10 protein-coding genes are annotated in these 14,316 nt (G+C 38.0%); 8 read left to right on the forward strand and 2 right to left on the reverse strand.

The window, feature by feature from the left end; genetic code table 11:
- The first annotated feature begins 49 nt into the window (after window positions 1-49).
- Window positions 50-1,675 carry a sensor histidine kinase gene (locus V7149_RS05625; RefSeq protein ID WP_335344671.1) on the forward strand — a complete coding sequence of 542 codons (1,626 nt, stop codon included), beginning with the start codon at window positions 50-52 and terminating at the stop codon, window positions 1,673-1,675.
- A complete protein-coding gene (locus V7149_RS05630; RefSeq protein ID WP_335344672.1) occupies window positions 1,668-2,396 on the forward strand; it encodes a response regulator in 729 nt (242 codons plus the stop codon). The genes V7149_RS05625 and V7149_RS05630 overlap by 8 nt, the downstream gene beginning before the upstream one ends.
- A gap of 150 nt (window positions 2,397-2,546) precedes the next feature.
- Here the strand turns inward: V7149_RS05630 and V7149_RS05635 are convergent, their stop codons facing one another.
- Window positions 2,547-3,869 carry an alkaline phosphatase gene (locus tag V7149_RS05635; protein WP_335344673.1) on the reverse strand — a complete coding sequence of 441 codons (1,323 nt, stop codon included), beginning with the start codon at window positions 3,867-3,869 and terminating at the stop codon, window positions 2,547-2,549.
- Window positions 3,870-4,596: 727 nt separating this feature from the next.
- Between V7149_RS05635 and lpdA the strand changes: the two genes are divergently transcribed.
- The 6 genes from lpdA (at window position 4,597) to sucD (ending at window position 14,034) form a co-directional block, all read left to right on the forward strand.
- Window positions 4,597-6,003 (forward strand): dihydrolipoyl dehydrogenase, encoded by a 1,407-nt coding sequence (gene lpdA, locus V7149_RS05640; RefSeq protein ID WP_335344674.1) that lies wholly within the window; start codon window positions 4,597-4,599, stop codon window positions 6,001-6,003.
- A gap of 162 nt (window positions 6,004-6,165) precedes the next feature.
- The gene (locus V7149_RS05645; protein ID WP_335344675.1) at window positions 6,166-7,623 is read left to right on the forward strand and encodes a DASS family sodium-coupled anion symporter; all 1,458 of its coding nucleotides are present in this window, start codon (window positions 6,166-6,168) and stop codon (window positions 7,621-7,623) included.
- A 75-nt stretch (window positions 7,624-7,698) separates the two neighbouring features.
- Entirely contained in the window at window positions 7,699-10,533 is a 2,835-nt protein-coding gene (locus V7149_RS05650) for a 2-oxoglutarate dehydrogenase E1 component (protein WP_335344676.1), read from the forward strand.
- Window positions 10,534-10,567: 34 nt separating this feature from the next.
- A complete protein-coding gene (odhB, locus tag V7149_RS05655; protein WP_335344677.1) occupies window positions 10,568-11,797 on the forward strand; it encodes a 2-oxoglutarate dehydrogenase complex dihydrolipoyllysine-residue succinyltransferase in 1,230 nt (409 codons plus the stop codon).
- A gap of 134 nt (window positions 11,798-11,931) precedes the next feature.
- On the forward strand, window positions 11,932-13,092 hold the full coding sequence (gene sucC / locus V7149_RS05660; RefSeq protein WP_335344678.1) for an ADP-forming succinate--CoA ligase subunit beta: 1,161 nt from the start codon (window positions 11,932-11,934) through the stop codon (window positions 13,090-13,092).
- Between the two features lie 39 nt (window positions 13,093-13,131).
- A complete protein-coding gene (gene sucD / locus V7149_RS05665; RefSeq protein WP_335344679.1) occupies window positions 13,132-14,034 on the forward strand; it encodes a succinate--CoA ligase subunit alpha in 903 nt (300 codons plus the stop codon).
- A gap of 82 nt (window positions 14,035-14,116) precedes the next feature.
- Here the strand turns inward: sucD and V7149_RS05670 are convergent.
- The coding region (locus tag V7149_RS05670) for a hypothetical protein (protein ID WP_335344680.1) at window positions 14,117-14,316 on the reverse strand (200 nt) is incomplete at its 5' end.

Raw genomic sequence — 14,316 nt, forward strand, 5'->3', positions numbered from 1 at the left:
TCGAAACGTGTTAAAATAGAAACAAAGATGTATTGGAAGGGAATTGATAATGATTGAAAATAAATGGCTAACTAAATTAACACTGAAAAAAATGACGGCATTATTGGTTTTAATGTCAGTCTTAGTTTCATTGACAGCATCAGCAGTACTTTTACACCATTATGTGATAGAGAGGGAACATAATATTGTAAAAGAAAAGTTAATGAATGTTGCTAGAATGGTAGCTAAAGATCCCCGTGTCATAAATGAAGTTGTTAAAAATTCAAATAGCCCAGACATTCAAAAATATGCAATGGAAGTAGTGGAATCGACAGATGTAAGCTTTGTTGTTGTTCTCAATAATGATCTTATTCGCAAATCACATCCACATGTTAATATCATTGGACAACCATTTTCAAATATTGAAGATGCTAAACAATCATTGAATGGTACTGAGCATTTTTCAAAACAAAAAGGGATTTTAGGAGAAGGGACACGCTTTTTTACACCGATTTGGAATGAAAAAGGGCAGCAAGTTGGAATTGTATGTGTTGGCATTGTACAGGAAACCGTTAATCAAGCCCTTTGGGATGCTCAGCAAACTCTCTATTTTGGTTTAGGATTTGGACTATTCGTGGGTCTATTAGGAGCAATTTATTTAGCACATCAATTAAAAAAATTATTATTAGGGCTTGAACCTCAGCAGATCGTGGCAAATGTTAAAGAACGTGATATTATTATCGATTCAGTAAGCGAAGGGATTATTGCTGTAACCCCAGATCGAAGAATCCTTTTACATAATTTTAATTTTATACAGCTTATGGAGAAGGCAAAGTTTACTGGTGATTACAAGAAAGATGCGTACCTCGATAAGGATATTTTTTCGTTGTTTTTTAAAGAAGTATTCACGGCTGGAAAATCAATTTCCAATCAAGTAGTAGTCGTTAATCAATCAGAGCTAATCGTAAATATAAAGGTCATTTATATAAATGAAGAGATATATGGTGCAGTAGCTACTTTACGTGATCAATCAGAAATGCAGCAGCTTATTCGTCAACTTAGCGGTACAGAGCAATTTATTGATTCTTTGCGTGCTCAAAACCATAAATTTATGAATCAATTACATACCATTTTAGGATTAATTGAATTGAAAAAATATGATGATGTTTCTCATTTTATTCGCGTATTAAATGCTGATTATCACAGAGAAATTGGGTTTGTTACCGATAAAATAAAAAGCCCGGCAGTAGCAGGTTTTTTACTAGGAAAAACGAGTGAATTAAAAGAGCAAGGTGTCAAGTTAACGATCGATTCAGATTCTCACTTTCCGTACATGAAAATGGGTGAGATGCTTCATGATTTGCTATTATCGATGGGAGTCTTACTAGATAATGCGAAAGATGCTGTAGCAACTGCAAAGGAAAAACAAGTGTCGCTTTTTCTGCATTATGATGAAGAGGAGGAAGTGATCTTGTTTGAAGTCCAAGATTCAGGCGTAGGTATGGAGAAGGCCCTCATAGAAAAGATATTTGAAAGAGGCTTTTCGACTAAAGGTGGAACGAGAGGGTATGGGTTGGATGCCGTTCAATCAATTGTCAAACAATATCATGGGATTGTGGATGTACAATCAAAAGTAGGGACTGGAAGTATTTTTCGAATGGAAGTGCCGTATAAATGGAGGAGCTTACATGATTAAAGTCATCATCGTTGAGGATGACCCAATGGTTGCCATGATCAATCAACAATATCTTGAGCGTTTCGGAGGTTTTCGAATTGTTGCAACTGTTGGCAGAATTGATGAATTATGGAAAATAATTAATGAGGATATACCGGATTTAATTTTACTTGATGTTTACTTACCTGGAGAAACAGGAATTGATTTTTTACAAGAGGTACGTCAAAAACAGCTCTCTGTACCAATTATTATGATAACAGCAGCACATGACATACCTACAATTAAGAAATCATTAGAATATGGTGTGATTGATTTCTTAATTAAACCGTTTTCGTATGAAAGATTTAAATTGGCGATAGAGAAGTTTCTTCAATATCATTCATTAACGACAGAGTTAGAAAAGACAGATCAGGATACGCTAGATCAAATATTAATAAATGAAAGAGGTCCATCGCCCTTAATTCCTGATGGAAATAAACTTGCTGCAACAGTGCCGAAAGGATTATCAAAAATAACACTGAAAAAGATTCTCCTTCTTGTCGTGGATCAAAAAGGGCATTTTTCAACAGAAGATATAGCAAAGGAAGTTGATTTATCACGTATATCAACGAAGAAATATTTGAATTATTTAAATGAGATTGGTTATTTAAGAGAAGAATTAGAGTATCTGGCAGTTGGGCGGCCAATTACGGTTTTCCAAACTGTCCCTGAGAATGAACACTTAATTACGCCATTTTTATAATAGAAGGCCGAACCTATCATATTTACTTAACTGGGTTTCCTAGAAAATTTGGATGCGGATATCAGTAATTTTGTGATAATTCCACTTTAAAATGAACGAAAGGAGCTGTTTTGTCCACAGCTCCTTTTCAGATGAAAAATTATTTAATTTTTACTTTCCAGGAGTAAACTTAATCTTCATAGCTTCTCCCATTAAGACAGGCAGATTAGTATTTTCGTGCAACCCTCTAAATAAATCAGAGCCTGGTCCGAATGCATATAAAGGAACATCAGTACCTGTGTGTCCAGTGCTTGACCATCCAACGATGGCACGTTCAGAAACAATCTGGTTTATAGCCATTGATGGACTTTTTGCTGTTTTAATTCTTTCTGCTTCAGCATCTGTTAAGTCAAGGTTTGTATATTGTTTAATGATTTCTTTGACATTACTGCGGTCAGCATTTAGTTTGCTTTCCATAAAATCCCCTGTAGCTGTAACTTGACGCAATACCTCTAGTTTTGCATCGCCCTTGCCGTAACCGCCGACTGACATGCCACCAGTATCATGATCACCAGCAACGACTACTAATGTGTTTCCATCTTTTTTCGCGAAATCAACGGCTTTTGCAACTGCCATTTCAAACGCTTCGCTATCTTTCATTGCCCAAGCCGCATCATTATCATGGCCAGCCCAATCAATTTGGCTTCCTTCAACCATTAAAAAGAAACCGTCTTTATCTTGCTTAAGAGCATCTAATGCTGATTCTGTCATGTCTGCAAGGCTTGGTTGATCGGTCTCATCACGATCCAACTCTGGAGCCATGCCATCTTCAGCGAATAGCCCGATTAGCTTGTCTGATTTTTTCACATCAGCAAGTTCTTCCTTATTCGAAGCGAATTGATAGCCCTGTGCTTTAGCTTCATTTAATAAGGACTCTGGAAAATACTTTTTCCCGCCTCCAAGAATTACATCAACACCATTTTCCAACAATTGCGGTGCGATGTCAGCTTCATTTGCACGTGAAGCAACGTGTGAAGCAAATACAGCAGGAGTTGCATGAGTGATTGTTGAAGTTGCTACTAAGCCAGATGCTTTACCAGCTTCTTCAGCCGCTTCAAGAATAGTTTTTAACTCTTTGCCGTCTGGAGTTGTGCTAATCATGCCATTATTTGTTTTGACTCCAGTTGCCATGGCTGTCCCAGCTGCTGCAGAGTCCGTTACTTCTGTATTTGCCGAATATGTACGGTGCATCCCAACTAGCATAGAATCTAAAATAGTCTCTTCACCTTTAAACCAGCGGTAGTTTGTTGCATATGAGGCAGAATATCCGTCTGGAACCATGAAAATTACATTTTTGGCAATGCCATTATTTTGACCATTATTAGACTTCGCATCAGCCACTGGAGCTGAAAAACTTCCAACAAGACTTCCAAGTGCGATGGATGATACTACAGCAAACGGGATCAGTTTCTTTTTAATTGATTTCTTTTTCATTTAAATTCCCTCCTAAAGTAGTTTACAAACCTAGCATAGTACTTGAGTGTTAACTCACTTTTAATAGAGGGTTAATAGTGGGTAAACTAGAAGAAATGGGTGAAAACTCGTGTTTGAAATTGTTAGATAGCAAATAACTTCCATTTTCACATATATAATTGCCTAGTGAAAAAAGAAAAATTAAAAATATATTTCATGTTCAGAAAAATAGGATAATAGAATAATACTTTTGAACTGTATTTATTTAAAAGATTTACAAGTTTGTAATAATAGTTACGTTTGATCGAATTAGACTTGATAAAAGATTATATTAATATGTTTGTTATATGGTAGTTGGGCAACCATACTGTCACCAGAGGTTTTTTAATTGTGAATCATTTCACAAATATTGATATAAATTTAAGCCGGCTATTTCTTACAAACCAATCATATGTTGATTCGATTTAATAAAATTAAAGAAAGTTATGTAATTGAAGTAAGTGAAATACTGAGCAAACCTTAAGGAATACTGTTAGTTTCGATAATTACAAATTACTTACTTTACTTTCGTAATATAGTAAAAAAACAATTTAACGATTACATTAAGAGGGAAAGAATATTCTATTCATTATTTACATGGGTGAAATCTTACTTTTGACATTAATAGAAATGGAAGGCTTTTCATTGAAGTTATTCATAATGAAGATTTCACTCAAAATGATCATTCAAACATCTAGGAGGGGGAAAAATGAAGGGAAATGATCTTCATTCAACTGACACAATTGTAATTGGAGCAGGACCAGGGGGATATGTGGCAGCGATTCGTGCTGCACAGCTCGGACAAAAAGTAACGATTGTAGAAAAAGAAAATCTAGGCGGAGTTTGTTTAAATGTAGGATGTATTCCGTCTAAAGCATTGATAACTGCTGGCCATCATTTTCATCAAGCACAGAATTTAGATGTATTCGGTCTATCTATACCTACCGTTGAAGTGGATTTTTCAAAAGTTCAGGCATTCAAAGAAAGCGTTGTCAACAAGCTGACAGGTGGAGTTGGAGCTCTTTTAAAAGGGAATAAGGTGGAAATTGTAAAGGGAACAGCTACATTTGTGGATGCTAATACGGTAAAGATTAGTAGTGTAGAAGGAGAAAAAAACATTCGCTTTGAACATGCGATTATTGCAACAGGATCTCGTCCGGTTGAACTTCCGACTATGAAATTTTCTAATAGAATTATTGACTCGACAGGTGCACTAAACTTACAAGAAATTCCTAAGAATTTAGTCGTTGTTGGCGGCGGTGTGATTGGTGTAGAACTTGTAGGAGCATACGCAAATTTTGGTGTAAAGGTGACAATATTAGAAGGGCAAAGTGAAATCCTTAATGGGATCGATAAAAAAGCAACCTCTATTGTCAAACGGAACCTTAAGAAAAAAGGGGTTGACATCTTTACGAAGGCAATCGTAGAAGGTGCCAAGGAAACAGAAAATGGTGTAGAGGTCACTTGTGAAATAAATGGAGAAAAAAGAGTATTTGAAGCGGATTATTTGCTTGTGAGTGTAGGTAGAAAACCTAATACAGATAAGATCGGTTTAGAAGCGGCCGGTGTAGAATTAGGTGAAAAGGGTTTGATCAAAACGGACAACCAATGCCGAACTTCAGTCCCTCACATTTATGCGATAGGGGATATCGTTTCAGGTCCGCAGCTTGCTCATAAAGCTTCCTATGAAGGGAAAATAGCTGCTGAAGCAATCGCGGGAGAGAAATCAATTGTAGATTATACATGCATTCCTGCTGTCGTATTTTCAGAGCCAGAAATTGCAGTTGTTGGACATTCGGAAGAAAGTGCTAAAAACGCTGGAATTGATACGAAAGTTTCTAAGTTTCCATTCGCTGCTAACGGTAGAGCTATTGCACTAAATCAGACGGAAGGTTTTGTTCAGCTTATTACTAGAGCAGATAATGACATGGTAATTGGGGGACAAATTATCGGTGCGAATGCTTCGGATATGATTGCAGAAATTGCATTAGCAATAGAAGCTGGCTTAACAGCAGAGGATCTTGCTTTAACCATCCATGCTCATCCAACGCTAGGGGAAATTGTCATGGAAACAGCAGAAGTGGCATTAGGAAATCCAATCCATATCGTAAAATAATAAAAGCTGTCTTTTGACAGCTTTTCCTATGTAAGCCTTTTTGAAAGTTATTCATATTTTGACTTATGTAATTAATGTAAGCGTTTCGAAACTTAGTAAATCGCTTTCATTATAGAATTATATATTACAATAATATTGTAGAAACATAAGGGGGGATTTCAATTGGACAAGAAAAAATTGGTATCCATTATTCTAGCATTTGCTGCTTTCTTCATTATTATTTTACTTCCAAATCCTGAAAGTCTGCCAATCGCTGGTCAAAGAGCTCTTGCAATATTGGCTTTTGCAGTCATTCTCTGGGTGACAGAAGCTGTGTCATTTCCAGTAAGCGCCGCCATTATTGTTGGTCTTATTACGCTTTCTATTGGTTTGGCACCGACAATCGATGATCCATCGACATTATATACGAGTAAAGGGGCTTTGAAACTGGCCTTAGGTGGATTTAGCTCATCAGCAGTTGGGCTTGTTGGAGGAGCATTATTTATAGCTGCTGCAATGGAAATAACAGGGTTGCATAAGCGGACAGCGCTTTTCATAATGTCCAAGGTTGGAACGAAAACAACCAGCTTAGTCATTGGAACGATTCTTGTTAGTATCGTTCTTGCTTTATTCGTACCTAGTGCAACAGCACGAGCTGGTACAACAGTCCCGATTCTTATGGGAATCATCGCGGCATTCGGACTGCAGAAAAATAGTAGATTCGCGGCTTTATTAATGATTACGGCTGTACAAGCCATCTCCATTTGGAATATAGGGATCAAAACGGCCGCAGCACAAAATATGGTTGCCTTAGGATTTATGGAAAAAGCATTTGGTATAAATATCACTTGGGGTGAATGGTTCCTTTATGCTGCACCATGGTCCTTGCTTATGTCAATCGTTCTTTTCTTTGTGATGATTAAACTCATTAAGCCTGAAGTATCAGAATTTCAAGGTGGAAAAGAAGTAATTGCCAGTAAGCTGGCAGAATTAGGGAAGCTTTCAACTAAAGAATTAAAACTCATTATTATTTCAGTATTATTATTGTTCTTCTGGTCAACTGAGGGAATTCTTCATCCATTCGATTCGACGACAGTTACTCTTATTGCGGTAGCGATTATGCTTATACCTGGAATTGGCATTTATACATGGAAAGAGGTTGAGAAAAAAATTCCATGGGGCACTTTAATCGTTTTCGCCATCGGAATTTCATTAGGAACAGTATTATTGGATACACAAGGTGCATCATGGCTATCGTCAGTTACATTAGAAGCTTTAGGCTTAACAAGTATGCCGCTTGTTTACATTATTATGATTCTATCTTTATTTAACATCTTAATTCATTTAGGGTTTGCAAGTGCAACAAGCTTATCATCAGCTTTTATCCCAATTGTTATTGCCCTTGTTGTCGCGATGGAGCCAACATCCTTTAATGGACCAGGTCTAGTATTAATTCAGCAATTCGTTATTAGTTTTGGTTTCTTATTACCGGTAAGTGCACCTCAAAATATGCTTGCATATGGTACGGGCACATTTACATCGAAAGATCTTTTAAAATCTGGTCTTCCCATTACAATCATTGGCTATATCTTAATTATCATTTTCAGCTTAACTTATTGGCAATGGGTTGGATTACTATAAAAAGAAGGCTGGAATTGCCATTTCAGTTATATAAATTGTAAAACTATTTGCCTACAATTTTAGGAGGGAAAATAGATGCGAGAAACATTTAGTGGAAATCCATGGAGTGACTTCCATGGCCCAAACCTTGGCTATTTATTAGAACAGTATGATTTGTATTTAGAAGATATGACTTTAGTAGATGAGAGCTTAAGAGCATTGTTTGCAAAATGGGGAGCCCCTGAAATGCAAGATGGTAACAATGCCGAGCAGCAGCCTCAGCAAAACGTATCGCCTTCACTTGTGTTAAATAAAATGAAAGCACTTGTTAATGTATTAAAATTAGCTGAAAACATCCGTGCAATGGGCCATTTACAAGCAGATATTTATCCATTAGAGAAACAAGAACCAACTGAAATGTATTCCTTGTCTTCCTATGGGCTAACAGAAAATGATGTAAGAGAAATCCCAGTAGAAATGATTTGTCCGGAAATGAGCGGCAAATTATCAGATGGTTTAGAAGCTATTCAATATTTAAAAGAGGTATATACGGGCTTTGTTGGTGTTGAAATTCAGCATATTGAGCCTGAAGAAAGAAAATGGCTGCAAAGCAAAATAGAAAATGGTTTTCTTAATAATGAATTAACGGAAGATCAAAAATCTGATCTACTAACAAATTTGTATGAAGCAGAGGGCTTTGAGCAATTTCTTCAAAAAACATATGTAGGACAAAAGCGTTTTTCTGTTGAAGGATTGGAAACATTAGTTCCCGCTATTAATGAAATCGTTGCTTTAGGTGCAAAGGATGGAATGCAAGATGTAATGATTTCTATGGCACATAGAGGGCGGCTAAATGTACTTGCCAATGTGTTAGAAAAACCATATGAAGCGATTTTCTCACAATTCCAGCATTCGAAATGGGAGCCAAATGATTTCGATCGAAATCGAACATTAAGTACAACTGGTGATGTAAAGTATCATGCTGGTGCTAAAAAGAAAAGAAAAATCAAAGATAAAGAAATTAATGTAACACTAGCGTATAACCCAAGTCATTTAGAGATTGCGGGAACAGTAGTAGAAGGCTATACAAGAGCAGCTCAAGAGGATCGCTCTGAAAAAGGATATCCAAAACAGGATGTAACTAAAGCGTTAGCTGTTTTAGTACATGGGGATGCTGCTTTTCCAGGTCAAGGAGTTGTAGCTGAAACCCTGAACTATTCAAGTACAGTTGCCTATCAAACCGGTGGTACGATCCATATTATTGCTAACAACCGGATTGGTTTCACGACTGAAAGTGAAGATTCACGGTCAACAAGATATTCAAGCGACATGGCGAAAGGTTTTCATATTCCGATTTTCCATGTAAATGCGGATGCTCCAGAGGCTACACTTTCTGTTATTCGGTTGGCTTTCGAATACCGCCAAACTTTTAACAAAGATATTTTAATCGATTTAATTGGTTACAGACGTCTTGGCCATAACGAAATGGATGAACCAATGGCTACGAATCCAGTTATGTACCAAATCGTACGTAAACATCCAACGATAACGGCTGTTTATAAGCAACAGCTTTTAAATGAAAAGTCCTTAACAGAAGAACAAATAGCTGCCATTGAAACGAATACTTTGGCAAATTTTGCAAAAGCCTATGAAAATATGGATAAAAACCAAGAAGAAATTATGGATCTTGAGGAGATATTGTCACTTGAAAATAAACAGGTGACAAAAGTAGATACGACCGTTGATAAGGCGTCCTTAACGAAAATTAATGAGGAGCTTTTAGAGTGGCCAGAAAACTTCAATGTGTTTGGAAAATTGAAAAAAATACTAGAGCGCAGGCTTGATGTTTTTAATAACAAAGGGAAAATTGATTGGGCACATGCAGAAGCATTAGCTTTCGCGACTATTTTGAAGGATGGCACTCCGATCAGGCTGACTGGCCAAGATTCTGAGCGTGGAACCTTCTCCCATCGGAATATCGTGCTTTCAGATGAAAAAACGGGGAAAAAATATAGCCCAATGCATACAATTAGTACTTCCAATGCATCTTTTGCTATCCATAATAGTGTTTTATCTGAAGCGGCCATTTTAGGATTTGAATATGGATATAATGTGATTTCGCCTGAAACGCTTGTGTTATGGGAAGCGCAATTTGGAGATTTTGCAAATGGAGCACAAGTTATTCTAGATCAGTTTATTTCGGCTGGGAAAGCGAAATGGGGACAAACATCAGGGATTGTCATGTTATTGCCACATGGCTATGAAGGTCAAGGTCCTGAACATTCAAGCGCAAGATTAGAACGTTTTCTCCAGCTTGCTGCTGAGAATAACTGGTCTGTAGCGAATCTATCTTCTTCCGCTCAATATTTTCATATTTTAAGAAGGCAGGCAGCAACGCTTCTTACAGATGAGGTGAAACCGCTTGTATTAATGGCTCCGAAAAGCTTGTTACGCCATGCTTCGGCCGCAGCTTATCTGGAAGAATTCACGAATGGAGAATTCCAGCCGATTGTTGAGCAACCTGGTCTAGGCAAAGAACCAGAACAAGTGGAGAGAATCGTATTTACTACTGGCCGCTTAGCGGTTGAGCTATCTGATACTTTAACAGATGTTGAACAATACAACTGGCTAGATATTATTCGAATCGAAGAATTATATCCTTTCCCTGAACAGGAAATTAAGAATCTATTAAAAAAATATAAAAATCTAAAAGAAGTCATCTGGACTCAAGAAGAGCCAAAAAATATGGGCGCTTGGACATATATCGCTCCACGCTTACAACAGCTGATACCGAATGATATACAAGTTTCCTATAACGGCCGCCCGGATATGGCGAGTCCTTCTGAAGGAGACCCACTCGTTCATAAAAAAGAGCAACAAAGAATTATAAACAATGTCTTTACACCGGCAAAAGAAAAGGTAAGTTTATAGAATTAGACATTTACAAAAGGGGATGTGCAGACAAATGGCAGAGATAAAAATTCCTGAATTAGCAGAATCGATTACAGAGGGTACCATTGCACAATGGCTAAAGCAGCCTGGTGAAACGGTAGCAAAAGGTGATTATATACTTGAGCTTGAAACAGACAAAGTAAATGTAGAGATTATTTCTGAGTACGATGGAGTCCTTCAAGAAAAATTGAAAGAAGAGGGTGACACTGTCAATGTAGGAGAAACGGTTGCGATTATTGGCGAAGGCAGCCAAAGCAGTACTCCTCCACCTTCAGAAAGCGGTCAAAATGAACCAAAAGAATCCGCCGAAGAAAAATCAGAGCCAACCCCTGCTTCTTCCAGTGATGTAGTTGCTTCTCCTGCTGCAAGAAAATATGCAAGAGAACACGGCATTGATTTAAATCAAGTGGGTGCAGCTGATCCATTAGGCAGAGTGCGTAAACAGGATGTATCTAATTATGAGCCATCAACACAGGCACCTGCTGCAAAACCAGCTCCAGCAGCTACACCGGCAGTACAACAGCCAACTATTGCTGATAGCAAACCAGTCGAGAGAATTAAAATGACTCGCAGACGACAAACGATTGCTAAACGTCTTGTAGAAGTTCAGCACACAGCGGCGATGTTAACAACATTCAATGAAATTGATATGACCGCGATTATGAATTTAAGAAAGAAAAGAAAAGATGATTTCCTAAAACAAAATGATGTGAAATTAGGATTCATGTCCTTCTTTACGAAAGCAGTTGTAGGTGCGCTTAAAGCTTATCCTTTACTGAATGCAGAAATTCAGGGCGATGAAATCGTTGCCAAAAAATTCTATGATATTGGAGTTGCTGTTTCTACTGAGGGAGGATTAGTCGTTCCTGTCGTGAGAGAGGCCGATCGTTTAAACTTTGCCGAAATTGAAAGAGAAATTGGAGATTTAGCAAAGAAAGCTAGAGATTCCAAGCTTACATTAGCAGATATGCAAGGTGGAACTTTTACCATTACAAATGGGGGCACATTTGGTTCATTATTATCAACACCAATATTAAATGCGCCACAAGTTGGAATTTTGGGAATGCACTCAATCCAAAACCGTCCTGTTGCGATAGATAATGAAACCATTGAAATTAGACCGATGATGTATATCGCTCTTTCTTACGATCACCGTATTGTTGATGGAAAAGAAGCAGTCGGCTTTTTAGTAAGAGTGAAACAGCTTCTCGAAGACCCAGAAAAATTACTTTTAGAAGGGTGAACCGGGCATCAGGGTGCATTCTGATGACCACTCAATGGTTTTTTGATAATAGGAAAATGAGGAAGCTATCATTTGATTATTTGAATAGCTTCCTAGTATAAAAATAAGGCTTTCTAAACTAAAGGAGGAAAACAATGAATATCCATGAGTATCAAGGAAAAGAAGTCCTTAGACAATACGGAGTTACGGTTCCGAACGGCAAAGTCGCTTTTACAGTTGAAGAGGCAGTAGAAGCAGCAAAAGAACTAGGAACTGAAGTATGTGTGGTTAAGGCACAAATTCATGCTGGAGGCCGCGGAAAGGCTGGCGGTGTAAAGGTTGCAAAAAATTTAGAAGAAGTGCGTATGTATGCAGCCGAGATTTTAGGAAAAACACTTGTGACACACCAAACAGGGCCAGAAGGGAAAGAAGTCAAGCGTCTTCTCATTGAAGAAGGCTGTGATATTCAAAAAGAGTATTATGTTGGACTAGTATTGGACCGGGCGACTTCACGCGTTGTTCTTATGGCGTCTGAAGAAGGCGGTACTGAAATAGAAGAAGTAGCTGAAAAGACACCTGAAAAGATCTTTAAGGAAGAAATTGATCCAGTTGTTGGCTTAACAGCTTTTCAGGCTCGTCGCATTGCATTTAATATCAATATTCCAACTAAGCTAGTAGGACAGGCTGTTAAATTTATGATGGGCCTTTATCAAGCTTATATTGAGAAGGATTGTTCCATTGCAGAAATTAATCCGCTTGTCGTTACAGGAGATGGAAAAGTCATGGCATTAGATGCAAAGTTAAACTTTGACTCAAATGCTCTGTATCGTCAAAAAGATATACTAAAATTACGTGACTTAGAAGAAGAAGATCCGAAAGAAATTGAAGCTTCTAAGTATGACTTAAGCTATATTTCATTAGACGGCAATATCGGCTGTATGGTAAATGGTGCAGGTCTTGCGATGGCCACAATGGATATCGTCAAGCATTATGGCGGCGATCCAGCTAACTTCCTTGATGTTGGCGGCGGTGCAACTGCAGAGAAAGTAACGGAAGCATTCAAAATCATTCTTTCTGATCAAAACGTAAAAGGTATTTTTGTCAATATCTTTGGCGGAATCATGAAATGTGACGTTATCGCAACAGGTGTAGTGGAAGCTGCAAAGCAAGTAGGTTTAAAGGTGCCTTTAGTTGTTCGTTTAGAAGGTACAAATGTGGATTTAGGCAAGAAAATCCTTGCTGAGTCTGACGTTGAAATCATTGCAGCTGAATCTATGGCTGATGGCGCACAAAAAATCGTTTCATTAGTAGGGTAATAACCTTAAGATAGCTGAAATCCAGAAAGGGGAATTTACGTGAGTGTATTTATTAACAAAGATACAAAAGTAATCGTTCAAGGGATTACTGGTTCAACAGCTCTTTTCCATACAAAACAAATGCTAGAATACGGTACAAAAATTGTCGGAGGAACTTCTCCAGGTAAAGGCGGCTCTGAAGTAGAAGGGTTACCAGTATTTAACACTGTTTCTGAAGCTGTCAAAGCTACTGGCGCTACTGCTTCTGTCATCTATGTACCAGCTCCGTTTGCTGCAGACGCGATTCTAGAAGCTGTTGATGCAGAGCTTGATTTAGCAATCTGTATTACTGAACATATTCCTGTGTTGGATATGGTAAAAGTAAAGCGCTACATGGAAGGCAAGAAAACTCGTCTTGTTGGTCCTAACTGCCCGGGTGTTATTACGGCAGATGAATGTAAAATAGGGATTATGCCAGGCTATATCCATAAAAAAGGACATGTGGGAGTTGTTTCACGTTCTGGAACACTAACATATGAAGCCGTTCATCAATTAACTCAAGCTGGAATCGGTCAAACGACTGCTGTAGGAATCGGTGGCGACCCTGTTAACGGTACGAATTTCATCGATGTGTTAAAGGCGTTTAATGAAGACCCTGAAACTTATGCAGTTATAATGATCGGTGAAATCGGCGGTACGGCTGAAGAAGAAGCGGCAGAATGGGTAAAAGCGAATATGACGAAGCCTGTAGTTGGTTTCATTGGCGGTCGTACAGCACCTCCAGGAAAACGTATGGGACATGCTGGAGCCATCATTTCAGGCGGTAAAGGTACTGCAGATGAAAAAATCCGCGTAATGAATGAATGCGGAATTGAAGTAGCCGACACCCCATCTGTAATGGGAGAAACATTGATTAAGGTACTTAAGGAAAAAGGTCTTTACGATAAGTGTAAGACACATTAATAAAGGGGAAATTAGAACTAAACAAAGTCATTTTAATATTAAGTTCGAAACAAAAGAAAATGAGTTGATTTAGTTACATTACCTATTGAGTGCGCTGCATGAAAAAGTAGCGCACTTTATTATGTAATAAATGCATTTTTCCATTTGAGCTATTTACAGGATAGTTCCATTGACGTGAGAAAGTAAATTGGCAGGTGGGAAGGCTGCTTGAAGTTCTAGGAGCGGTCTGCAAGTATTGCTGATATGAGGTATGCAGGTGTTCAAAAAGTCCAAGCAGCCGTG

The sequence above is a fragment of the Bacillus sp. JJ1503 genome (assembly GCF_036965125.1).
In the GTDB taxonomy this organism is placed as follows: Bacteria; Bacillota; Bacilli; order Bacillales; family Cytobacillaceae; genus Cytobacillus.

Excerpts from the sequence above, each read along its gene's own strand:
- V7149_RS05625 (WP_335344671.1), top strand. The coding sequence starts at position 50 with ATGATTGAAAATAAATGGCTAACTAAATTAACACTGAAAAAAATGACG.
- V7149_RS05630 (WP_335344672.1), top strand. The coding sequence starts at position 1,668 with ATGATTAAAGTCATCATCGTTGAGGATGACCCAATGGTTGCCATGATC.
- V7149_RS05635 (WP_335344673.1), bottom strand. The coding sequence starts at position 3,869 with ATGAAAAAGAAATCAATTAAAAAGAAACTGATCCCGTTTGCTGTAGTA.
- lpdA (WP_335344674.1), top strand. The coding sequence starts at position 4,597 with ATGAAGGGAAATGATCTTCATTCAACTGACACAATTGTAATTGGAGCA.
- V7149_RS05650 (WP_335344676.1), top strand. The coding sequence starts at position 7,699 with ATGCGAGAAACATTTAGTGGAAATCCATGGAGTGACTTCCATGGCCCA.
- odhB (WP_335344677.1), top strand. The coding sequence starts at position 10,568 with ATGGCAGAGATAAAAATTCCTGAATTAGCAGAATCGATTACAGAGGGT.
- sucC (WP_335344678.1), top strand. The coding sequence starts at position 11,932 with ATGAATATCCATGAGTATCAAGGAAAAGAAGTCCTTAGACAATACGGA.